Annotated in this window: 25 protein-coding genes and 1 pseudogene; 20 read left to right on the top strand and 6 right to left on the bottom strand. The window is 57.9% G+C overall.

Going from position 1 to position 21,303, the window contains the following annotated elements:
• Positions 1-64: 64 nt before the first annotated feature.
• Positions 65-223 carry a hypothetical protein gene (locus GE107_RS09305; RefSeq protein ID WP_219639423.1) on the bottom strand — a complete coding sequence of 53 codons (159 nt, stop codon included), beginning with the start codon at positions 221-223 and terminating at the stop codon, positions 65-67.
• 176 nt (positions 224-399) lie between these two features.
• Between GE107_RS09305 and GE107_RS09310 the strand changes: the two genes are divergently transcribed.
• The 7 genes from GE107_RS09310 (at position 400) to GE107_RS09340 (ending at position 5,789) form a co-directional block, all read left to right on the top strand.
• Positions 400-1,917: an FAD-dependent oxidoreductase gene (locus GE107_RS09310; RefSeq protein WP_255570357.1), complete on the top strand. Its 1,518-nt coding sequence runs from the start codon at positions 400-402 to the stop codon at positions 1,915-1,917.
• A 30-nt stretch (positions 1,918-1,947) separates the two neighbouring features.
• Entirely contained in the window at positions 1,948-2,445 is a 498-nt protein-coding gene (locus tag GE107_RS09315) for a metallophosphoesterase family protein (protein WP_370636344.1), read from the top strand.
• Between the two features lie 204 nt (positions 2,446-2,649).
• On the top strand, positions 2,650-2,865 hold the full coding sequence (locus tag GE107_RS09320; protein ID WP_219639425.1) for a hypothetical protein: 216 nt from the start codon (positions 2,650-2,652) through the stop codon (positions 2,863-2,865).
• 28 nt (positions 2,866-2,893) lie between these two features.
• Positions 2,894-3,571 carry a hypothetical protein gene (locus tag GE107_RS09325; protein WP_219639426.1) on the top strand — a complete coding sequence of 226 codons (678 nt, stop codon included), beginning with the start codon at positions 2,894-2,896 and terminating at the stop codon, positions 3,569-3,571.
• The gene (locus GE107_RS09330) at positions 3,568-4,764 is read left to right on the top strand and encodes a glutathionylspermidine synthase family protein (protein WP_219639427.1); all 1,197 of its coding nucleotides are present in this window, start codon (positions 3,568-3,570) and stop codon (positions 4,762-4,764) included. Before GE107_RS09325 ends, GE107_RS09330 begins: the two co-directional genes overlap by 4 nt.
• The gene (locus tag GE107_RS09335; RefSeq protein ID WP_219639428.1) at positions 4,765-5,400 is read left to right on the top strand and encodes a hypothetical protein; all 636 of its coding nucleotides are present in this window, start codon (positions 4,765-4,767) and stop codon (positions 5,398-5,400) included.
• Positions 5,397-5,789, top strand: coding sequence for a DUF350 domain-containing protein (locus GE107_RS09340; RefSeq protein ID WP_219639429.1), 393 nt, complete (start codon positions 5,397-5,399; stop codon positions 5,787-5,789). Before GE107_RS09335 ends, GE107_RS09340 begins: the two co-directional genes overlap by 4 nt.
• A 75-nt stretch (positions 5,790-5,864) precedes the next feature.
• On the opposite strand, the gene GE107_RS09345 is transcribed toward GE107_RS09340, so the two are convergent.
• Together GE107_RS09345 and GE107_RS09350 are read right to left on the bottom strand one after the other, a co-directional pair.
• Positions 5,865-6,371 carry a DUF4178 domain-containing protein gene (locus GE107_RS09345; RefSeq protein WP_219639430.1) on the bottom strand — a complete coding sequence of 169 codons (507 nt, stop codon included), beginning with the start codon at positions 6,369-6,371 and terminating at the stop codon, positions 5,865-5,867.
• 6 nt (positions 6,372-6,377) lie between these two features.
• Entirely contained in the window at positions 6,378-7,049 is a 672-nt protein-coding gene (locus GE107_RS09350) for a PspA/IM30 family protein (RefSeq protein ID WP_219639431.1), read from the bottom strand.
• Positions 7,050-7,218: 169 nt separating this feature from the next.
• Between GE107_RS09350 and GE107_RS09355 the strand changes: the two genes are divergently transcribed.
• From GE107_RS09355 to GE107_RS09365, 3 genes and pseudogenes are all read left to right on the top strand, one after another.
• Entirely contained in the window at positions 7,219-8,214 is a 996-nt protein-coding gene (locus GE107_RS09355; RefSeq protein ID WP_370636330.1) for a potassium channel family protein, read from the top strand.
• Positions 8,215-8,312: 98 nt separating this feature from the next.
• Positions 8,313-9,269 carry a sigma-70 family RNA polymerase sigma factor gene (locus tag GE107_RS09360; RefSeq protein WP_219639433.1) on the top strand — a complete coding sequence of 319 codons (957 nt, stop codon included), beginning with the start codon at positions 8,313-8,315 and terminating at the stop codon, positions 9,267-9,269.
• A 43-nt stretch (positions 9,270-9,312) separates the two neighbouring features.
• A pseudogene (locus tag GE107_RS09365) lies at positions 9,313-9,680 on the top strand (SRPBCC domain-containing protein).
• A 77-nt stretch (positions 9,681-9,757) separates the two neighbouring features.
• Here GE107_RS09365 and GE107_RS09370 read toward each other — a convergent pair.
• Entirely contained in the window at positions 9,758-10,174 is a 417-nt protein-coding gene (locus tag GE107_RS09370; protein ID WP_219639434.1) for a VOC family protein, read from the bottom strand.
• A 143-nt stretch (positions 10,175-10,317) separates the two neighbouring features.
• Here GE107_RS09370 and GE107_RS09375 point away from each other — a divergent pair, with 143 nt between their 5' ends.
• The 7 genes from GE107_RS09375 to GE107_RS09405 all read left to right on the top strand — a co-directional run bounded on the left by GE107_RS09375 (position 10,318) and on the right by GE107_RS09405 (position 16,799).
• Positions 10,318-10,674, top strand: coding sequence for a hypothetical protein (locus GE107_RS09375; RefSeq protein ID WP_370636345.1), 357 nt, complete (start codon positions 10,318-10,320; stop codon positions 10,672-10,674).
• Between the two features lie 37 nt (positions 10,675-10,711).
• Positions 10,712-11,824: a Gfo/Idh/MocA family protein gene (locus GE107_RS09380; RefSeq protein WP_219639436.1), complete on the top strand. Its 1,113-nt coding sequence runs from the start codon at positions 10,712-10,714 to the stop codon at positions 11,822-11,824.
• A gap of 64 nt (positions 11,825-11,888) precedes the next feature.
• Entirely contained in the window at positions 11,889-12,656 is a 768-nt protein-coding gene (locus GE107_RS09385; RefSeq protein WP_219639437.1) for a sugar phosphate isomerase/epimerase family protein, read from the top strand.
• A 3-nt stretch (positions 12,657-12,659) separates the two neighbouring features.
• Positions 12,660-13,562: an AraC family transcriptional regulator gene (locus GE107_RS09390; protein ID WP_219639438.1), complete on the top strand. Its 903-nt coding sequence runs from the start codon at positions 12,660-12,662 to the stop codon at positions 13,560-13,562.
• Between the two features lie 22 nt (positions 13,563-13,584).
• Positions 13,585-14,418 carry a sugar phosphate isomerase/epimerase family protein gene (locus tag GE107_RS09395; protein ID WP_219639439.1) on the top strand — a complete coding sequence of 278 codons (834 nt, stop codon included), beginning with the start codon at positions 13,585-13,587 and terminating at the stop codon, positions 14,416-14,418.
• A gap of 17 nt (positions 14,419-14,435) precedes the next feature.
• Entirely contained in the window at positions 14,436-15,800 is a 1,365-nt protein-coding gene (locus GE107_RS09400; protein ID WP_255570358.1) for an MATE family efflux transporter, read from the top strand.
• 66 nt (positions 15,801-15,866) lie between these two features.
• Positions 15,867-16,799 carry a manganese-dependent inorganic pyrophosphatase gene (locus tag GE107_RS09405; RefSeq protein WP_219639441.1) on the top strand — a complete coding sequence of 311 codons (933 nt, stop codon included), beginning with the start codon at positions 15,867-15,869 and terminating at the stop codon, positions 16,797-16,799.
• A gap of 55 nt (positions 16,800-16,854) precedes the next feature.
• Here GE107_RS09405 and GE107_RS09410 read toward each other — a convergent pair whose 3' ends face one another.
• Positions 16,855-17,652 carry a DNA/RNA non-specific endonuclease gene (locus tag GE107_RS09410; RefSeq protein ID WP_219639442.1) on the bottom strand — a complete coding sequence of 266 codons (798 nt, stop codon included), beginning with the start codon at positions 17,650-17,652 and terminating at the stop codon, positions 16,855-16,857.
• Positions 17,649-18,614 carry a S8 family peptidase gene (locus tag GE107_RS09415; RefSeq protein WP_219639788.1) on the bottom strand — a complete coding sequence of 322 codons (966 nt, stop codon included), beginning with the start codon at positions 18,612-18,614 and terminating at the stop codon, positions 17,649-17,651. Before GE107_RS09415 ends, GE107_RS09410 begins: the two co-directional genes overlap by 4 nt.
• A 256-nt stretch (positions 18,615-18,870) precedes the next feature.
• Between GE107_RS09415 and GE107_RS09420 the strand changes: the two genes are divergently transcribed.
• The 3 genes from GE107_RS09420 (at position 18,871) to GE107_RS09430 (ending at position 21,264) form a co-directional block, all read left to right on the top strand.
• Positions 18,871-19,362, top strand: a complete 492-nt coding sequence (locus GE107_RS09420) for a hypothetical protein (protein WP_219639443.1) — start codon at positions 18,871-18,873, stop codon at positions 19,360-19,362.
• A gap of 190 nt (positions 19,363-19,552) precedes the next feature.
• On the top strand, positions 19,553-20,239 hold the full coding sequence (locus GE107_RS09425; protein WP_219639444.1) for a hypothetical protein: 687 nt from the start codon (positions 19,553-19,555) through the stop codon (positions 20,237-20,239).
• 266 nt (positions 20,240-20,505) lie between these two features.
• Positions 20,506-21,264 (top strand): DUF6612 family protein, encoded by a 759-nt coding sequence (locus tag GE107_RS09430; protein WP_219639445.1) that lies wholly within the window; start codon positions 20,506-20,508, stop codon positions 21,262-21,264.
• Positions 21,265-21,303 lie beyond the last annotated feature (39 nt).

Here is a 21,303-nt window from a genome sequence, read left to right on the forward strand (position 1 = left end):
TAAGGACGCGAGAACGGGGCTGCCCGGAAGGCCGATACGACCTTTCGGGCAGCCCCGCCGCTTGTTACCGTGCGTCGTCGGGATCCGGCACGCTGCCGGGCGCCCGGCCCGGTTCAATGGTGACCGGAGCAGAGGTGTGCCGGGTTTCATGCCGCTCGGTGTCGGCGAACTCGTGTGTCATCAAGTCTCGCAGCTCTTCGTTCGGTTCCGAATTCGGATTCATGGACGCAGCTCCTTTCGGGTTCTTCCCTTCAGTCTGCCGGCGGCAAGGGCAAATTATCCATTGGAGATCCTCATTTACGTATCGCCGCGGGTAGTTTAGTATTATTCCATAAGCATGAAGAATACCGTCCGTCGGAACCGATCCGAAGACGTTAGAGGAGCTCCTGCCATACATTTATGAACAAAGCCCGTTTTTCCATCGCTTCCGTTATGATCGCCTTCATCCTGCTGATTCCGCCGAAAGGGGTTTTCAACGCTCACGCCCAAGCGGCCAAGGCCGCAGACCCCGACCACCCCGACATCGCCATCATCGGTTCCGAAATCGAAGGCATGTATCTGGCCCGCGCGGCTGCGGATGAAGGTTTGTCCGTCGTCGTCCTCGACCCCCGTCCCAAACCGGGCGGGCAGCTTCTCGAAGGAGAAATGCTCTTTCTCGACGAACCGCTGGGCGATAAAGGCCAAGTTTTGCTGCAAGGCCGGGTCAAGGAGCTGTTCGACGGCTTCAAAAGCGGCAAAATCCGCAAGCTCTCGGAATTCCGCGCTTACTACGATAAGCTGACGAAGGGCATCCCGATCGTCTCCGGCGTTACCCTCACCGGCGTCGATATCCGCCAACAACCGGACGCCACAGGCCGGTTCGTGGAATCGGTATCCTACCGGACGAAGGATGGCCGCGACAAAACCGTTTACCCCCGATATGTCGTGGAGAATACCGATTTCGCCGCGCTCACGTCCCGTCTCGGCTTGCGCCGGATTCCGGGGATGGAAACGATTTTCCGAACGCCGGACGGCTCGAACGATTACATGGCCGCTTCCCTGATGCTGAAATTCAAAAACGTGGATTGGTCCGCCTTCCAACGCGAAGTGATGCGGCTGGACAAAGGGAAACGCGAACAAAAATACGGCTCGGAAACCCACGTTAACGGCACGTTCACCTGGGGATTCGGCAAAGTGGGGGCGGGTTACAACTCCGGGTCGGACGAATGGTTTCTGCGCGGATTGAATACGGTTAATCAAAGGGGCGGAGAAGTGCTGATCAATGCGCTGCTGGTCTACGGCGTGGATCCGTCCAACGAAGAGAGCGTACGGCAAGCCGTCGAGGAAGGCAAACGGCAAACCCTGCGCATCCGGGACTATCTTCGTCAAACGCTTCCCGGGTGGTCCAAGGCCGAAATCAACGGCTATCCCGATTATTTGTACATCCGCGACTTCGACCGGTACGAAACGGAATACGTGCTGCAAGGCACCGACCTGATGAGCGGCCGAATGTTCTGGGACAATGTCAGCATCGGGGGCTACGAAATCGATCTGCAGGGAACGAAATCCAGCAAATGGGGGTCCCGCAAAGGAAACCCGGACAAATACGGGATGCCGCTTCGCTCCTTCCAAGCCAAGAGCTTCCGGAACGTCATCGTCGCGGGCAAGAACGTCGGCGCATCCGCCGTCGCGTACGGCAGCGCACGGATCCAAGCGCAGACCGCGCTTGCCGCAGAATCGATCGGCATTATCCTCGGCCAAATCAATGGGAAATACATGCTGGACGAGATGACGCCCGCCCGGATGAAAGCCTTGCAGGATTACATCCGCAGCAAGTACCGCATCACGTTGACCGGGGGCAATGCGGTCAACAAAATCACCGGTCTTACGGAAGACCAGAGGCGTGCTTTCAATCAAGGCCAGCTCGTCATTCCCTGATCGGAACGGAGGTGAGGAAGGTTGAAGGTCGTGGTGGTATCCGATACGCACATGCCCCGGATGGCGAAGAAACTGCCCGAACGGCTCGTACGCGAACTCGGGAGCGCCGACCGGATCCTTCACGCGGGCGATTGGACAAGCGAAGACGTGTACGAAGAGCTCGTACGGTATGCCCCGGTCGAAGGGGTGGCGGGCAATAACGACGGAGAAGCGCTGTCGGCCAAATTCGGCTTCCGGAAACGGATCCAGTGCGGGGAAGTTCGGATCGGGCTGGTGCACGGACACGGCAAGAATGCGCGGATCACCGCCGAACAGCAAGCCGCGGCGGCATTCGGACCGGATGAAGTGGACGTCGTCGTCTTCGGCCATTCCCACGTCCCCGTAAGCAAGAAGCAGGGCGGCGTCCTGCTGTTCAATCCGGGCTCGCCGACCGACAAGCGGAGACAGAAGCGGTATTCGTTCGGCATACTGGAGATCGACGGCAAGGAGATCAAGGCGAAGCACGTGTTCTATGACAGCAAGGAATAGCATCGGTGCCGGATCACGTCAGGGAGCGCGTCCCTGGCGTTTTTGCTGAGCGGAAGCGAGTGATGCTTTGCTGTTATTCAACAAATATTGACAGAAGTTGATTCCTTCTAGTACTGTACAATAATGGGAACCTAATCGAAGCTGAAACATTTTCCGATAGGGATTCGTATTCCATCACATATCTCGATTGAGAGGATGCAAGCCATGGACAAAGAAATGGTCGTGACCTTGTACGAGAAGCAGCCGGACGGCGGACTCTGCCCGATCGACGAGCGGGCGTGGTCGCTGAACATGGTCGCGGCGCTGGAGCACGTCAATTATTTGACGGTGGGGGGCCGGGAGTACGAGACCGTGGAAGGCCGGCTGAACTTGGATACGGGGAAGCTGGAGATTTTGGTCGTACCGATGCGAAACCAATGAGAAGCCGGAACGGAAAGGGGAACCGAGCTTGAAACGGGAAGACGGACCGGATGAACAGCTGATCGGCAAATTGTTTACTAAAGACGGCAAACCGCTGCGGATTTTGTCGACTTCGCTCGGCATCGCGCTGCTCGCGAACGCGGCGCTCTTGCCCGGCGCTTCAAGCGCCTCGTCCGCGGCAAGCGGGACGCAAGCGAGCGGAACGGCGGGACCGAAATTGGTGGAGTGGTCCACCGAAGAAGCGAAGAAATATTACGATCCGGCGGTCGATTGGAATCTTCCGCTGCCTGCGGATGGCGTCAAAGAAGAGGAGCAGACGGTCGTTGCGGGCGGTTCGTCCGATAACGTCGGTACCGGCGGCACGACGGTCATTCATACGACGTCCGGCTTCGGCTGGGATGATCTCATGCTTTATCATTTGCTCTTCAATAACGGATCGGCCTATTCTTCCGCCGGTTGGTCCTCCTCCCACCCGACCTACTACGGCGGGACCACGACCCGCTATCAACCCAAATCTTACTCCAGCGGGGCTTTCCAGAACAAGCCCGTTCCGGGTTCCTCCGTGCGTCCCAAAACTTCGGATACGACGGGGACGATTACCCGGCGTTCGACCTCGTCGAGCAAGGGCGGCATCGGCGGCACCTCCAGCGGATACAGCTCGTCCGGGTCTTCCAGCTCCCGTTCGTCCGGCGGATTCGGAGGATGACGGCCGGGGTTTTCGAGGTTGTCGGATACCCCGATCCCGACCGGTCGGCGAAGGTGGAGCTGCTGAAGGAAATGGGCTTCGGCTGGGCAGACCTGGAAGGCGAGTCCTATTGGATCGATCAGGTCGCGGTGTTGCGCAAGGACGTCTATCAAGAACTGGAACGCGCTTCGGGCATCCTGTGGCGCGTGTTCGATAAAACCGCGCGGTACCTGATCGGCAAACGGGATCTCTATCACTTGATCGGCATTCCACCCGTCTTATGGGAGATGCTCGACCTGCTGCCTGTTCCGCCCGAAGGGCTCATCAGCCGTTACGCGAGGTTCGATTTCGCCGTCTCGAACGATGGCGTCATCAAGCTGCTGGAGCTGAACGCGGATACCCCGACGGGATACGTGGAAGCGGCGATCGCGACGCCCTGGTTGTGCGGACAGGCGGGCGTGGAGTCCCCCAACGGGCTCATGCCCGGCTTGGTCGCGTCCGCTTGGGCGGAGGATCGGCCGGATACGGCGGCTTGCGTGGCGTACGGAACGCATCTGGAGGATTCCGGCACGATCGAGGCGTTGGTTCGCCACAGCGGACTCGACGTCCAATGCGTGGATTGCCTGGACCTCTGGGTAAACGAAGGCACGCTCAGAGACGGGGAAGGACGCGCCATCGGGCGGTTGTTCGCTTTGTACCCGAAGGAATGGATGGCGGTCGACGAAGGGGGAGACGCCCTGGCGTACGCCATCGAGTCCGGCAACCTCCAGCTGTTCAATCCTCCGCACAGCATCCTGCTGCAATCCAAAGGCCTGCAGGCGGCCGCATGGGGCTTGTTCGAGCTTGGATTGCTTTACGATCGCGAAGAACGGGACGCCATCGAACGCTATATGCTTCCGACTTACAACAAACCGGTCTTCGAAGGGAGCTTCGTCTCCAAGTCCATGTTCGGGCGGGAGGGAGGTTCCGTGAAGCTGTACGACACGCAGGGAAATTTGGAGATCGAAGACCTTGAGGGATTCGATACGAGCGCGCTCTTTCCCGTCGTGTACCAGAAGAGAGCGGAACTGGCGCGCATCCCTACGGCCGCGGGCGAGCTTCATCTGTTGACGGGCATGTTCGTGATCAACGGGACGCCATGCGGCTTGCTCGGAAGGGCAGGCGGGCCTATCACGGGCAATTCCAGCCACTTTATCGCTGTGGGAGTGAAGTAGATGAGAATCAAAATATGGGGCCTTCTGCTGTCCGCCATCCTGCTCGGATCGCTGCTCTCCGCATGCTCCTCGGACTCCTCCTCCGTCTTCCATACGGGATCCGGCTCGGGAAGCGAGGCAATGGCGCCCGATACGGCCAGGGTTCCCTGGGACTATCGGATCGTGGAAGGCAAAGTCGGGGATCTGATCGGAAGCGACATGACGATCCTGCCGGACAACGAGCTGCTGCCGAACGACGGGAACTATGCCACGGGCGATCCCGTATGGACCCTGCAGTACATGGACGCCGAGATCACGACGAATTCCGAGCAGAAGAACTCGATTCACCTGTCGTCCTGGAACACGATCAAGTCTTTCAAGGACGAGAAGAGCGCCAAGGAGGACTTGGCGAATCTGAAAGTGTCGCTGAAAACGGAAGTCGATCTGGTCGGGGTTTACAAAACGGAGTATAACGGGAAAACGCGGAATTTCGCCGTTGTGGCCCTCCCGTCGGGAAACCGCATCAAGCAGCCGATTAGCGACGAGCGTTACAAAACGATGAAGGATCAGAAAAAGGTCGAGGTGCTTCTGGAAGAGGTCCACGACTTCGCGAATTACGATTATGCGTATGCCAAATTCCGGGGGTGGGCGAATTGACCGTTGTCATCAATCTGATCGTCAGCGTGGTCGTCATCGTGGCGCTGCAATTGGCCGGCATGTTCATCTTCAGCTGGATGACGCCGTTTAACGATCTGAACGAGCTGAAGAAAGGGAATACGGCCGTCGGGCTTGCCATGGGCGGGAAGTTTCTGGGGACCGCGATCATCCTGGGGGTCTCCGCCTATACGAACACTTCCATCTGGTTCATGATGCTGTGGTTCGCGGTCGGCTATTTGATTCTGGTGGCGGCTTATTGGATATTCGAGCTGGTGACGCCGGGACTGAAGATTTCCGAACATCTTCAGAACCGGAACACGGCAGTGGGCGCGCTGCTGTGCTTCGTCTTCGTCGGCACGAGCTTTGCCGTCAGCAGCCTGATCATCTAAAGGATTCCACAGAATTACAGAGGCTGCACCCCGGATTTGTTCCGGCAGGGCAGCCTCTTCTTCTAAGCCTAACGGTTAGGTGCCGCGGATGACTTCGACATCGGCAGGGAGCACGGATTCTCCTTCGTACAGCATGAAGCGCCCGTCCAACCATTCGATGCGGAGCAGCTTCCGGTCGTCGGACTGGAATTGCCAAACGGACAATTCCCCTCCACCTGGAAAGGGCGTTTTACCGGTCGTGACGACGAACCCGGCGTACTGTTCTTCCAAGTGGTAAGTGATGTCGTCCAGTTCCAGCGTCATGGGCACTTCCTCGAAGGAATCGAGGCGGCCGTCGATCGGCTTGTAGAGGGAATATTCGGTCTGCTCGCGCTCTTCGATCAGCAAATAGCGGATGTCCGATCCGTCTTGCAGCGTCAGAACGGAGCTCCGGCGCCGGGGGTTCTGCGTGCGTCCGATGACCTGATACGTCACGAGGGACACTTCGCAGAAGTCGCCCGGACCGAGCGTCAGGATGCTCCGCGGCGCCGCAGGCGGTTCGGCCTTGCTGACGAGATTCCGGATTCGTTTGAACAGGCTCATCGGCGGTTACTTCTTCTCGTACTGCTTCATGAGAGCGGCGAGCTCGTCTTCGACTTTCTTGTCCTTGCCGAGGTTCGCGAATTCCTCGTCCAGCGATTTGCCTTTCGAGGACGCCAGTTCGTTGCTTGCTTCCGCCTGCGCTTCCATCTGGAGCATTTTCTCTTCCATCCGCTTCAGTCCGGCGGCTGCCGTATCGGAACCGAAACCGCTCATCGCCTTGTTGATTTCGTGCTGGGTCTTGGCCGCATTATAGCGCGCCGCGAGCGTCTCGCGTTTGTTTTTCATCTCGGTCAGCTGCTTGCGCATGTCGTCCAGTTTGGCTCTCAGATTGTCCGCCAGCTGGCGGTTCTGGTCGTACGCGGCCTTGTATTCGTTCATTTTCTGTTCGGCGGCGTGTTTCTCTTCCAGCGCGCGGCGCGCCAGGTCGACGTTCTGCGCTTGCGCGGCCATATGCGCCTGTTCCGTGCGTTTCTGCACGAGCGCCGTTTGCTCCTCGTATAGTTGCTTGAATTTCTTCTCCAGGGCGATCTGCTGCGCGACCGCTTTCTCCGCTTCTTCGAGATCTTCCGTCATATCGCGGATATATTGGTCCGTCAATTTGATGGGATCTTCGGCTTTCTCGATCAAAGCGTAGATATTCGACAAAGTCAGGTCACGCAAGCGTTTGAACAAGGACATGGAATTGCCTCCTGTAATTGCGATTTTTAATCCAGCAATACGCGCGATTTCCGGCAAGGTTTCATCGCGTTTCAAGCTCATAATGATATCCTAATATAGAAGGAATTAGATTCCAAGAGGGTAAGGTGAGCCTGCATTGCATTTTTTTCTGAGGTTTTGGGTGAAGGCCATGCGTATCCGCAGGACGGCGATCGTCGCGCTGGTCCTGCTGTTCGTCGCGGGAAGCGCTACGGTCGCGTATGCGCTCGAACCGTCTACCTTCCAGACGTGGTTCAACGCGCTGTATTGGGTACTCACCACGATGGCCACGGTCGGGTACGGCGACTTCTTCGCCAAGACGGCAATCGGCAAGCTATTTTCGATATTCCTGTATATTTTCGGGATCGGTTTGCTCAGCTTGGTCATCGGGAAAATCATCGAATCGGTGGGAAACGTCCAAAGGCAGAGGGAGGCGGGAAAATTGCGGTATCCTGGTAAAAACCACGTTATCGTCATCAATTGGAGCAAGAAAGCCCAGTACGCGGTCGAGGAGATTTTGTCCTACGCGCCTGCGCCCGGCATCGTCATCATCGACGAATCCGACAAGCACCCGATGATCGACCGGGAACACGTGCATTTCGTCAGCGGGGATCCGTCATGGGATGAAGTGCTGGAAAGAGCGGGTATCCGGGAAGCGCGCGCGGCCATTATTTTCGCGGATGCCCGCATCGACGAACCGGCGCTCGTCGACGGCAAAACGCTGCTCATCGCCTCCAGCATCGAGCGGATCGCGCCGCAAATCCATACGACGGCGGAGATCACGCAGGAACAGCACGTCCAGAACTTCCGGCACGTGAAGGTCAACGAATTCGTGCTGTCCCACGACGCGATCTCCAGACTCGCGGTGCGCTCGGCGCTTCAGCAAGGGAACTCCGAGATCTTCAGCCAGCTGCTCAGCCGCAAGCACGGGGATGACGTATACGAAGTGCCGGTCAGCGCCGAATGGAGAACGTACCGGGATGCCTTCGAAGACCTGCTGCGGCAGGGAGCAACCTTGATCTCCGACCGGGGCGATCTGGGGATCAACCGCAAGCTCGACGCGCCGATCCCGAAGGATGCGCGGCTGTACGTCGTCACCGACGAGGCGACGTACCGGGCGCTGGCGGCTACGTCTTTGCGAGCATAGCGAAGAGGCTTCTGTCGGAAGAAATTAAAGTTTTAGACTGAGCTTAGATTGAATAATGGAAATTTAATTTTTCGGGGAGATCGTTAAGGGAGGCCGCGATGAACGAGACCGCATTTGACGAACCATTATTTGCAAGCTTGAAGCCGGGCTTAACCTCGTTCTGTTACCGAATGCTAGGCTCCATGGACGATGCGGACGATGCCGTTCAGGAGACGAGTATTCGGGTCTGGCAGAGCTGGAGCACGTTCAGACAGGATTCCTCGTTCAAAACTTGGGTCTATCGGATTGCCTCCAACCTGTGCTTGGACAAGCTGAGACAATCCAGACGCCGTGCTCTTCCCGTTGACCTGTTCGACCCGGCCGTCGCCATCGTCGAGCCGCGCGACACGCTGCCGGACTCTGCCTGGATCTGGCCGTCTCCCGACTTTGGGGGCAATCCGGAGGATCGGCTCGTCCGCAGAGATACCCTTCGACTGTGCTTCATCGCTCTCCTGCAGACCTTGCCTCCGCGGCAGCGCGCGGTACTCATTTTGAAGGATGTATTTGAATGGTCCTCCAAGCAGATCGCGGAAACGTTGGCGATGTCGCCGGCAGCGGTGAACAGCGCCTTGCAAAGAGCCCGAGAGACGATGGACCGGGCGCAGCTTCGCTCGGATGAGCTCAGCAGCATGGACGTTCAACCGGAGCAGCAGCTGCTGTCCCGGTATGTGGAGGCCTTCGAGCAATTCGATATTGCTGCGCTCGTCTCGTTGTTCCACGAGGAAGGCTGCATGTCGATGCCGCCCTTCGAGATGTGGATCCGCGGCAAGGAAGATTTGTCCGCCTTCTATTCGCTTACTCGCTGGCATTGCGAAGGTTCGCGATTTGTGCCCATTACGGTGAATGGCGGTTATCCCGCTTTGGCCCAGTATATGCCGGGTAAAGAGGGCTCCCGCCTGGTACCTTGGGGCATCCACGTCATCGAAACCAAAGAAAATCAAATCCTGCACGTTCAAAACTTCATTCATACGCCATTATTTTCGCGATTTGGGCTGCCTGAGCGAATTGACCCATGAATTTCGTCATTGACTTACGTCATGAGAGAGGTATCAATTTAATATGGAAACGAGTCAACCGACGAAAGTAACCGTGCAAGCCGTCATTCGAGCCCCTGTCGAGAAGGTATGGCGCTATTAAGACCGAGCAACGATCTGCGGGTCGGCGGCAAGTTTCTGACACGGATGGAAGCGAAGGATGGCAGCATGGGCTTTGATTTTGGCGGCGTCTACGATGTCGTGAATCGGCATGAGGCTCTCGGCTGCGCCATGGAAGACGGAAGAAGAGTGGATATTGCTTTCGTCGATCAAGGGAATGAGACGAAGGTCATGGAAACGTTCGACGCGGAAAGCTCCAATCCCGTCGAGTTCCAGCAAGCAGGCTGGCAAGCGATCATGGACAATTTCAAAGCCTATACCGAACAAAACTAATCATCGAAGAAGACGCCGGGGAAGATGCCCGGCGTCTTTCTTTTTGAACCCTAGTACGAGCGTGCTCTCCGTTAGCCTCAACCTTGTGACGCATCCATGTTCATGTAGTTAATGGCCCACAGATGGCCGTCCAAGTCCACGAAGCCCCAATGATACATGAACCCATGTTCTTCAGGTTCAGCGTGCAATTTCCCGCCCAAGGATACTGCGGTATTCACGATTTCATCGACCTTTTCCCGGCTCTCGAAGGCCAATGCGATCGTCATCTGCGCATACTTGCTCGTATCGACGGATTCCCTCTCCGTGAGCGTATTAAAGAATGCTTGATTGATCAGCATGACCTGCAGGTTGTCGCCGATCACGATGGCTGCCGAATTCCCGTTCTCGGGGAATTGCGGGTTGATCTCGAATCCGAGTCCGGTAAAGAACGCTTTCGATTGTTCTACGTTTTTTACAGGCAGGTTGAAGCTCGTGAATGCGGACGTTAATGCCATTTTCAAAACACCTCTTCGTCAAATTAGTTTGTGTTGTGTTCATTTATGCCTTCGTTTATATAGACGACAGCCGATCCGGGAATTCATCGGTCTCATGGATTCGGAAGCGTGAATTTTGAAAAATAACTTGGTATTAAGTTCGGATACCCGCCACTCCCGTAAGGGATCGTGGAGGAGCGCATCCCCAGTTCAGTACCGACCGGGTCGCCGTTCAATTGGTCGGTTATATGAACAAGATGAAGGGAGCCACGGAGAATCTGGACTTTTTAAAAGAAATCAACGCGGATCAATCGGATCCCTCGCTTAAGTATTTGGATTCCGAGGAGGTCGGCTACGACGGCATCGAGTTGATGTACCAGAAGGAGATGCGGGGGCTTAACGGTTATAAATCTTATCAAATCGACAGCAGCAAAAGGTTACAGGAGGGATCAAACGGGATCAAATTCATCCAGTTTTGTTTGGGAAATATCCATTGTGGTCTGACCGGGCATGCGCAATAATGGGAGCGTACGTCCATCCCGACAAGAGGTGAGAGCCATGCGCAAAGTGAAGGTCGGCGTCATCGGAGCCGGTCAAATCAGTGCCATCTATCTGAAGAACTGCACCCAGACATTTGATGACATTCTGGAGGTCGCGGCGGTCGCGGATCTCGTGCCCGAGCTCGCCCGTAAGAGAGCGGAGGAGTACGGCGTGCCGAAAGCCTGCTCGGTTGACGAGCTGCTCGGCGATCCCGACATCGAAATCGTGCTCAACCTGACGGCTCCCGCCGCCCACGCGCCGATCAATTTGAAAGCGCTGCAATCCGGCAAACACGTCTATGCGGAGAAGCCGTTTGCTCTGACGCGGGAAGACGCGGACGAGGTGCTTTCGCTCGCCGAGGCGCGCGGGCTGCTCGTCGGCTGCGCGCCGGACACGTTCCTGGGCGCGGGGCTTCAGACGTGCCGCAAAATCATCGACGATGGCTGGATCGGCACCCCTTACGCCGCGAACGGCACGATTATCATGGGCAACGCTTCCTCGGGCATGCATCCGAACTTCCAGAATTTCCTGAAGCTCGGCGGCGATCCGATTCTGGACATGGGGCCGTATTTTCTGACCGCTTTGGTGTTCCTGCTTGGCCCGGTAACCCGGGTAACCGGCACGGCTAAGCAGCTTCGGAAGGAAATCGAAATCCGTAATCCCAAATCCCACCGGTTCGGAGAAGTCGTGCCGGTCGAAGCGCCCACCAACGTGACGGCGGCGCTCGATTTCGCGGGCGGAGCGACCGCCAGTCTGCAGGCGGCCAAGGAAAGCTTCGGTTATTATCCGCGGCTGGAGATCTTCGGAACGGAAGGCAATCTCACGGTGAACGACCCGAATTTCTTCAGCGGGACGATCTCCATCCGTTTCCCGAACGGGGAGTCGAAGGAAATCCCGCTCACGCACGGCTTCACGGAAGACAGCCGCGGCATCGGCGTCGCTGACATGGCCTACGCCCTGCGTCTGGGACGTCCCCACCGCGCGACCGGCCGCCTGGCCCGCCATGTGCTGGACGTCTCGCTCGGCATCTTCGAAGCGTCGGAGTCCGGCCGCCACGTGCTTCTGCAGGCGGATCTGGAAAAGCCGGCGCCGCTGCCGCTCGGTCTGAAATACAATCGGCTTGATCCTTGATCCGTCGATCCGGATGGAAGTCCGGATATCCCCACCCATCAGGTAAATAAAGGAGAGCATGCGCATGAAACGATTTCCGATCGGCGTTCAACCTTACACCGTACGCGAACTCATGGCTCAGGATTATACCGGCACGCTGGAGAAACTGGCGGCCATCGGCTACCGCGGCGTCGAGCTCGGCTTGCCGCCGGCGGGCATGACCGTCGCCGAGCAGAAACGGCTGCTGGGCCGTCTCGGACTGCAAGTGATCGGCACCCATGGGCCGTTCGACAGCCTGGAGGCGGATTGGGAAGCCTTGTTCCGCTATTTGGACGAGACGGGAGGCCGGTTTATCGCACTCTCCCTGAAGTTCGCATCGAAGGAGGAAGTGCTCGCCAAATCCCAGGAATTGAACCGGATCGGCCGGAAGTGCAAGGAGGCCGGAGTTCAGCTCCTCTATCACAACCACGACTGGGAGTTCGTCCGGTTCGACGGCGTCAGCGCGCTGGATTGGCTGCTTCAGGAAACCGATCCCGAATGGGTGAAGATGGAGCTTGACACCTATTGGGTCGCCCGCGGCGGAGAAGATCCGGCCGCGTATCTCGGCAAGCTGAAGGGTCGTTGCCCGCTCCTGCACATCAAGGATATGGAGGCGGGGGAAGAGAAGTTTTTCGCGGAAATCGGGGAAGGCGTGCTGGACTTCGTCTCGATCGCCCGCGCGGCCGAGGAAGCGGGCACGGAGTGGCTGATCGTGGAGCAGGACCAATCCCGGCGCGATCCGATCGAGAGCTTGACGATCAGCTGGCGCCATTTGCAGCGGATGGGTCTGACGGGGACGAACGCGGAGGGCTAACCGATGCAAGCGTCCCGACCTTGGCCGGCAATCCGGGTGCTCGGGGATTACGTCATGAAGGCGGGGGCCGGACTCGGCCCCCGGACGATTCCGGACTACGAGCTGCTCTATTTCCCCGAGAGGAGCCGGGGCGTCTACCGCTGCGACGGGGAGACGATCCCGCTGGACCGGCCTTGCTTCATCCTCACGCGCCCCGGCGAGCGGCACGAATACGTCTACGATCCGAGACAGCCGTCGCGGCACCTATTTATCCATTTCTCCTTTCCGGAGTTGCAGGATGCGGCTTCGTTTTTCCCGCTGCTCCAGTCGGGAGGTCCCTCGCGGATCGCGTACGAAGGCGAGCTGCTCGTCGGCATCATGAAACAGATTTTGTATGTCGCCTACGCGTTTCCCGAAAGCCTGCAGCGGCGCGGAAGCCCGCTGCTCCTGTCGCTGCTTACGGAATTGGAAGGGTACGTCTCGGATCAACCTGCGGCGAAGGAACCGGGCAAGCTGCCGCCGCCGATTGCCAAAGCGCTCGAGCTGATCGACGATCAATTGGATGACAAGTTGACGGTAGAGAGCCTGGCGTTCCAGGTCGGCTGGTCCCATGAGCACCTGTCGCGATCGTTCGTGCGCCACTTGGGCAAGACGCCCCGCGAAATGATCGTCGCTCGCCGCATCGAGCGGGCGTGCCAGCTGCTGCTGAACGACTCGCGGTCCGTGAAAGAGGTCGCTTACGCGGCCGGGTTCGCGGACGAGAATTACTTTTGCCGGGTTTTCCGCGCGGTAAAAGGGATGACGGCAACGAAGTACCGCAAAACGTATTACAAGCCTCCGTATCGCGAATGGATGCCGCAGCCGGACGGGGATACGCGTTATCCGACGAACCGCGTGTTCGTCGCGGCGGACTTGAAACTGACTTGAGCGAAAGGAGAGGCATAACGGCATGTTTCCGTTTAAGACCTCGTTGAATGCATCGACCCTGTTTCCTTACGTGTTGGATGTCGAAAGCCAAATCCGCGTGGCGGCGGATGCCGGCTATGAAGGAATCGAGCTGTGGGTGAGAGATATCGAGACGTATTTGGCGGCCGGAGGCTCTCTCGGGTCGCTTCGCCGTTTGATCGGGGACACGGGCCTCGCGTTGCCGAACGCGATCGCCTTCTTCCGGTGGGCCGACCGGGACAAAGCCGTTCGGGAAGCGGGCCTCGAGCAAGCGAAGCGCGAAATGACGATGCTGGCAGATCTAGGATGCGAGGCCGTGGCTGCGCCTCCATTCGGCGACGTGGAAGGCGTCACGCTCGAAGAGATGGCCGAAGCGTTCGCCCGTCTGGCCAAACTCGGCAGGGACATCGGAATCGAGCCTTACCTGGAATTCTGGGGGAGGGCCAAGCGTTTGTCCCGGCTGAGCGAAGCCGTGTATGTAGCGATGGAAAGCGGCGTAGGGGACGCGAAAATCCTGCTGGACCCGTTCCACCTGTACGCGGGAGGCAGCAAACCCGAAGGCCTTGCTTGCCTGAACGGCAGGATGATCGGGATCGTCCATGCGAACGACTATCCTTCCGAACCCGACCGCGCGCGGATCGCCGACCGCGACCGCGTCTTTCCGGGAGAAGGCACGGCGGATTCCCGCGCTTTCGCCAAGACGCTTCATGACATCGGGTACCGGGGGTTCTTGTCGCTCGAGCTGTTCCAGGAAGACGTCGCCGGACGTTCCGCTGCGGCAACGGCTGCATACGGCCTCGGAAGAATCCGGGCCGCCTACGACGTCGAGATCGGTTAGAAAGGATGCCTCCCGCGTTGTTTCAACCATCGGGATCGAAACTGTCCATATACGCGATCACCTGGCCGATCTTCGTGGAATCCGCGCTGCAGATGTTTCTGCGGATTTCCGACACGTTCATGCTCAGCAAAGTGTCGGATGACGCCGTCGCCGCGGTCGGCGTCGCGAATCAGCTCGTCATGTTCTGCGTCCTCATTTTCAGCTTCATATCCATCGGGACGACGGTTGTCGTTTCCCAATTTCTAGGCGCCGGCCTGAACCGGGAGATACCGCGTCTGACCGGGGCGGCGCTCGCGATCAATTTCCTCTCCGGCATCGCGATCAGCGCGCTGGTCGTCGCCTTCGGCGGTCCGTTCCTGCGTCTGCTGGGGCTGGACGGCACGCTGCTCTCCCTGGGGCGGCAATATTTGGCGATCGCGGGCGGCGCCTTGGTCGTGCAGGCGCTGCTGACGGCGGTCACCTCCGTCATCCAGGCATTCGGCCTCACGCGCCAGACGATGCTGGTCACGATCGGGATGAACATCATGAACGTATGCGGCAATTATTTGTTCATTTACGGCGCCCTCGGTTTTCCGAAACTCGGCGTCACGGGCGTCGCGATCTCGACCGCTTGCAGCCAGTTCGCGGGATTGATCGTCAACCTGGTGCTGCTGCGCCGGACGACGGGGGTACGGGTGACGCTGCCGGATTTCTGGAGATGGAAACGGGAGCATGTCGGCAAAGTGCTGAAGGTCGGCGTTCCTTCTTCCGCGGTCACGTTGTCCTATGTCGCCAATCAGTTCGTCATTACGGCGATGATCGCAACGCTCGGCGCTCAGATGCTGGCGGCCAAAATCTACACCCAGAACATCATGTTCGTCGTGATGATTCTGGCCGGTTCCTTGGGCCGGGGCGTGCAAATCATCGTCGGGCGCCTGATCGGCGCGGGCAGGCTTGAAGAGGCGTACCGCCAAGTGTTGCTGAACTTGGCCCGGAGCGTCGTCATCACGCTCGCCGGCGTGTCCGTGCTGTGCCTCGCGCGCGTTCCGCTGCTCCGGTTGTTTACGCAGGAGCCTGCGATCATCGCCCTGGGGGCGACGCTGCTGCTCCTGAGCTTCCTATTGGAGCCTGGACGGAACTTGAACGTGATCATCGAAAGGTCGCTGCAAGCCGCCGGAGACGCGCGGTTCCCGATGTGGATCTCGATCGCCGTCAGCTGGCTGTTCAGCTTGCCGCTTGCGTACTATTTAGGCATCCACAGGGAATATGGGCTCATCGGCTTCTGGTCGGCCTTCGTCGTGGACGAGTGGCTTCGCGGCTTGATCCTGCTCATCCGCTGGAGAAGCAAATCCTGGACGGGGCATTCGCTCGTAAGCGGCGAAGGGACCCATACCGCGGGCTGATCTCTTGATTGTAGGCTCCCAATTGGGTATACTTGTCTCGCCAAATAACTATCGAGGAGCCCTGATATGGATCAAACGCTGATTTTCGGTCACAAGAATCCGGACACGGATTCGATCTGTTCCGCAATCGCTTATGCGGAATTGAAGAAAGAGCTCGGCATGAAAGTCGAGGCCGTTCGCCTCGGGGAAGTGAACGGAGAAACGCAATTCGCGCTGAACAAATTCGGCGTACAAGCTCCGCGTCTCATCGAGACTGCGGCATCCGAAGCGAAGAACGTCATCCTCGTCGACCACAACGAGCGCCAGCAGAGCGTCTCCGACATCGACCAAGTGAAAGTCGTGGAAGTCATTGACCATCACCGCATCGCCAACTTCGAGACGGCCGGCCCGCTGTACTACCGCGCCGAGCCGGTCGGCTGCACCGCCACGATCCTGAACAAGCTGTATAAGGAGAACGGCGTGAAGATCCGCAAGGAAATCGCCGGTCTCATGCTGTCGGCGATCATTTCGGACTCCTTGCTGTTCAAGTCCCCGACCTGCACGGAGCAAGACGTGGCGGCCGCGCGCGAGCTGGCGGAAATCGCCGGCGTGAACGCGGAAGAGTACGGGCTGGCTATGCTCAAAGCCGGGGCGGACCTGAGCGACAAGACGATCCAGCAGCTCATTTCGCTCGACGCGAAAGAGTTCCAAATGGGCAGCGCCAAGGTCGAAATCGCCCAAGTCAACGCCGTCGACGTGAACGACGTGCTGAGCCGCCAGGCGGAGCTGGAAGACGCCCTGAACGGAATCATCGCCTCCAAGGGCCTCGACCTGTTCCTGTTCGTCGTCACCGACATCCTGAACAACGACTCGGTCGGCATCGCGCTCGGCGCGAAGAAGGAAGCCGTCGAGAAAGCCTACAACGTGAAGCTGGAGAACAACAAAGCGGTGCTGAAAGGCGTCGTTTCCCGCAAATCCCAGATCGTTCCGGTGCTTACCGAGACGTTTAACCAACTGTAAGAGAGCCGAATCAGCGCACAACGAAAAAACCGCCGCGAGGCGGTTTTTTCGTTCTTTATACCCGAATGTCGCGGGAGGTGGCGATGCGAATCCGAGCTTCCGGCGCCAGCGGATCGTGCTTGCGCAGTACGCCGAACCCGAGGCCTGTCCTTTGCTCGATGAGGCCTACGGGGACCTGGTACGTTCCGAATTCGCCGTATTCGAATTCGAGGTTGCCGATCAGCCCCTTCTGGGTTTGCAAATACGCAGTGGCGCTGAGGTCGCCGCTTGCCTTGACGATGACGGCGATTTTCCAATATTCGGCGGGAATCCGAACGCCGCGGTATTCCGTATCGTCCGGCCGGAACACGGGTCCGGTGAACACGGTCACCTTCAGCTTCTCGTTTTCCGCATGGTTCAAGATGTAGTCTTCCAACTCTACCCAAGTTTTCTGATTCAAATCCGCATGCTGGGGACTGCAATTCGTGTAATGGAACGTATCCCGGTTCGCCAGTGCCGCCTCGTCTCCCCAAGCGGGATCGCGCCTTCGTACGAGATGCCCCCGGTCAAGCGCGTTGCCGGCGTACAATTCGGGTCCGCATTGATTAGTCGTCTCGATCCGGGGATCGAAAATCCACTTGTCATCGGCCCTCGGCACATCCACGAGCCGGTTGCCGTCGATGTTCACGACCGTGTAATAGGCGAGCCGGCGGGTCTTGCTCATGACGATGGAGAAGTGGGTATAGTGCAAGATCGTCCCGCCGCCGCTCACGGGAGCGAAGTCTGACGCCAATTCCGGCGAAGCGTCGGGGTGGGGGACGTTGAATTCCGCCCCTAGAAAATCCGGATCGTACCCGGCCGCCTTGGGTTTCATGACACGCGAAGCACCTTGGCGGCGAACTCGGCATCGAAGAGATGGGACAAGCGGTCCAGGAGCGTGAGATAAACGAGACCGTTCCCTTCGAGCTTCGGCGATGTCCCGAGCGGCACCGTTCTCCGGATCAGCTGCGCATACAGCTCGTGCTCGGTGAGATTGCGTTCGAAGCTCCGGTTCGCGAGCACTTTGATCAAAGCCACGGCTCCCGCGACATGCGGCGTGGCCATCGAAGTGCCGCTGAGCGTCGCGTATTTGCCGCCCGGAAAGGTCGATAGGATTTGTTCGCCGGGGGCCACCAGGTCGATCTCGTTGTTCGAATTCGAAAAATCGGCCGAGCGGCGATTCAGGTCGATCGCGCCGACGCTGACGACCTCGTTGTAACTGCCGGGATAGTCGAACTCGTTCGTGGACTCGTTGCCGTCGCCTTCGTTTCCGGCCGCGCATACGACGACGATCCCGCTCTCGACCGCTTTCCGGATGGCCGCGTGCAGCTCCGGCACGTCCTCCGGACCGCCGAGCGACATGGAGATGATGTCGGCTTTCTGTTCGATGGCGTAATGGATCCCTCGAATGATCCAGTCGTATTGGCCGGAGCCGTACCGATCCAGCACTTTGACGACGAGCAGATCCGCTTCCGGGGCGACGCCGACGACGCCGGAATCGTTCCTCGACGCCGCGATCGTCCCCGCCACATGCGTGCCGTGACCGTTGTAATCCATATACCGCTCCGCGTTCCCGCCGTCGTCGTCGGTGAAATTGATGCCGCCGCGTATCCGGTCCCGCAAATCCGGATGGGAGATGTCGCAGCCCGTATCGAGAACGGCTACCGTAACGCCTTTGCCCATGGTCTGCTCCCAGATCGCGGGGGCTTGCACCAATTCCACGCCCTTGGGCACCTCATGGACGTTGTCCCGCTCCTCCAGCACTTCAAATGGGATGACGCGGACATTCCTCTTCATCATGATTCCTCCTTGCGCCGATTGGATTGAGCCGAAGCGACGAACGCGGGGCTCTCTCTTTAGTCTAATTTTTCTGAAAATGAAAAACAGTTCCTTAAGGCGCGTTTTAGAATCGACACCAAAGATACAAAAACGTAGAAATGCGCTTGAAATTGATGTCGAAAAATGTCGCATCATGTCTAACGTCGTTTACATAGGCGCATTTCGCCCCTGATCGGCATATATTTCAGGTATGTCACAAGCAGGGGGGATTGCCATGAGGTATACGGTGCAATATATCCCGATCGGCAAGATCGTAGCCGGCGGTGACGTCCCCGTTACGAAGCGCCTGAGGCGGCTTCGGCAGACCGCGGTTGACTGTCTTCACCTATTGATCGTCCGCAAAAGCAGAAAGGCCGGCGGCTATGTGGTCGTAAGCGGTCACCGGCATCTCGATTACCTGAAAAGGCATACGAAGAAGAAGGCCGCGCCATGCCTGGTAGACGAAAACCGCGCGTCGTCCGCTATCGTAACGTTTCTTGAGCGGATCCGAAAACCCGAACTGCCCTGCGAAGTACCGTATCTGAAGCGGGAGCGCGTCGCGGTAAACAGCTGGTCGATCATTCGTACGTACTTGAAGCAAGACTCCCGTTTCCGGCAATTATCCCGCAGGCAGCAGCTCAAAGTGCTTCGGCTTGCGCTTCAATATAAGAAAACGACGGTTCAATCGATGAAAGCGAAGGTTGACGAATGGGTCGGCAAGAAATAGCGCCGTGAATGGCGCGCAAAGGTTGCGATCGCTGGAAGATCGCAGCCTTTTGCTCGAAAAATTCGATTAACTCGGTCAATAATGGGGGTGCGACGGAAGAGTTACTCGAATATCGACTAGTCCCCCGACTTCGGTTGCAGCCGCGCCCGGTTCCTGCTACAATTCTCGAAAACCGGGAGGGGACCCGAGAATGAAAACCATCGGCTGCTTTCATGCCCATCATTCGAACATCGAACTCATCGAGCGTGCCCTAAGCGCTTACGAGGTCGAGCTCGTCCATTTCGTGGATCCGGGACTTGACCGGATCAAGAAGGACGCAGATTTCACCAGGGAAACCGTGGAGATGAAAGTGAAGGGCACGCTGGCCTGGATCGCGCGATGCCATGTGGACGCGGTTTTGGTCACCTGCACGTTTTTCACGGCTGCCTTGCAAGGGGAAGAGAAAGCGGGCGGGATTCCGCTGTTCCAAATCGACGAGCCCCTGTTCGAATTCATTTCCGGAACGGAACGGCCCGTCATCGTCGCTTTTACGAATCCGGACACGGTTCAAGGAACGATGGAACAGCTTTCCGCCTATCTGCGTCGGAAGGGGAGAGAAGTCGAGGCCGCGCCTTGCCTGCTGGAGAATACGTTCCCGCTCATCATGCAAGGGAAGAAGAGCGAATATACGAAGCACGTCACCGAGGGGTTGGCCCGGCTCGTGAGAGAGCATCCCGGGAAAGCCGTCGCAGCCGCTCAATTGTCCATGGTACCGGCCGCCCGGCAAGCGGGGAAGGAAACGGGGGTTCCCGTCGCCAATCCGCTCGATTCCTTGGCCGCCCGCATGGAGGAAGAATTGGCGCTCGTTCGGAAGGACAAGCCTGAGTCGATGGGATAGGGGATAAGGGGAAAGGGGTGCGGCGAGCACCCCTTTCCTTATGCCATCGCGGTGTTAACGACCGCTTGACCTTTTGTTTGTTTCTTCGCGTACTTTCCCGTGACGATCCATTACGTTCCAGCGGGGGACATCTTGGCCCGTAACTTGCCGCGGCATCTTTGCGCTCCTTCATTTTCCACTGGGAATCGTAGGGATAATCGGTTATCTTGATAGGAATAACGCATGAAGGAGCTGCAAACTCTATCAAACGCTTGTTGATGACTGCCATGTTAATATTCGTCATGGCCGGCTGCGGCCCCAAAATGGTGCCCGAACAAATCCTGAAAGATTCGATTGCCGCCCATCGCAACACCCAAAACTTCACGATCACGATGAAGGTCGATCAATTGCTTCAGACAGAGGATATGTCGATGAAACAGAAAATCGAGATGCGAGGTGAAATCGACGCGAAGCCTCTGCGATATTTTTTCGATCTTCACGCCAAAAACCTGGCGGGAAATATCGACGCGTCCATATACGGAACATCGGATACGCTTTATTACTTGGACCGGAAATCGGAAGACGGGTGGATGCAGGTCGACGATCCTGAGCTCAACAAGAAAATGGACAGCTCCTTGATGGATTACCAAGACCCGGCTCACTATTTGCAAATGATCTTGGATGACCGCAACCATTTGAGAGCCAAAGAAACGGAGCAGGGGATCCGGGTGTCCCTGGAGCATCCGGAAGAGGCGACGAAACGGAAGATGGCCCAGATCCTGGTCGACTCCTTAGGAGAAGAGGAGCCGTTCATCGTCAAGGACAACGATTTGAAGCGGATGGACATCACGGTCGACTTCGGAACGAAGCTGATCCGCAGCATGTCCATGGAGCAGATCGTCACCATTCGCATGAAAGAAGGAAATACGGATACCCGGGTCCAACAAACGATCCGCGCGGAATACGGGAACTACAACCGATCCTCTATCCAGTTGCCGGAAGAGCTTCGCGACGCGCTGGAGGCAACCGAGCCTGCCGCCTCCTGACGGGCGGTTTTCTTGCATGAGAAGATTCTCATCTGGACA

Source organism: Cohnella sp. CFH 77786, from assembly GCF_019400745.1.
GTDB lineage: Bacteria > Bacillota > Bacilli > Paenibacillales > Paenibacillaceae > Cohnella.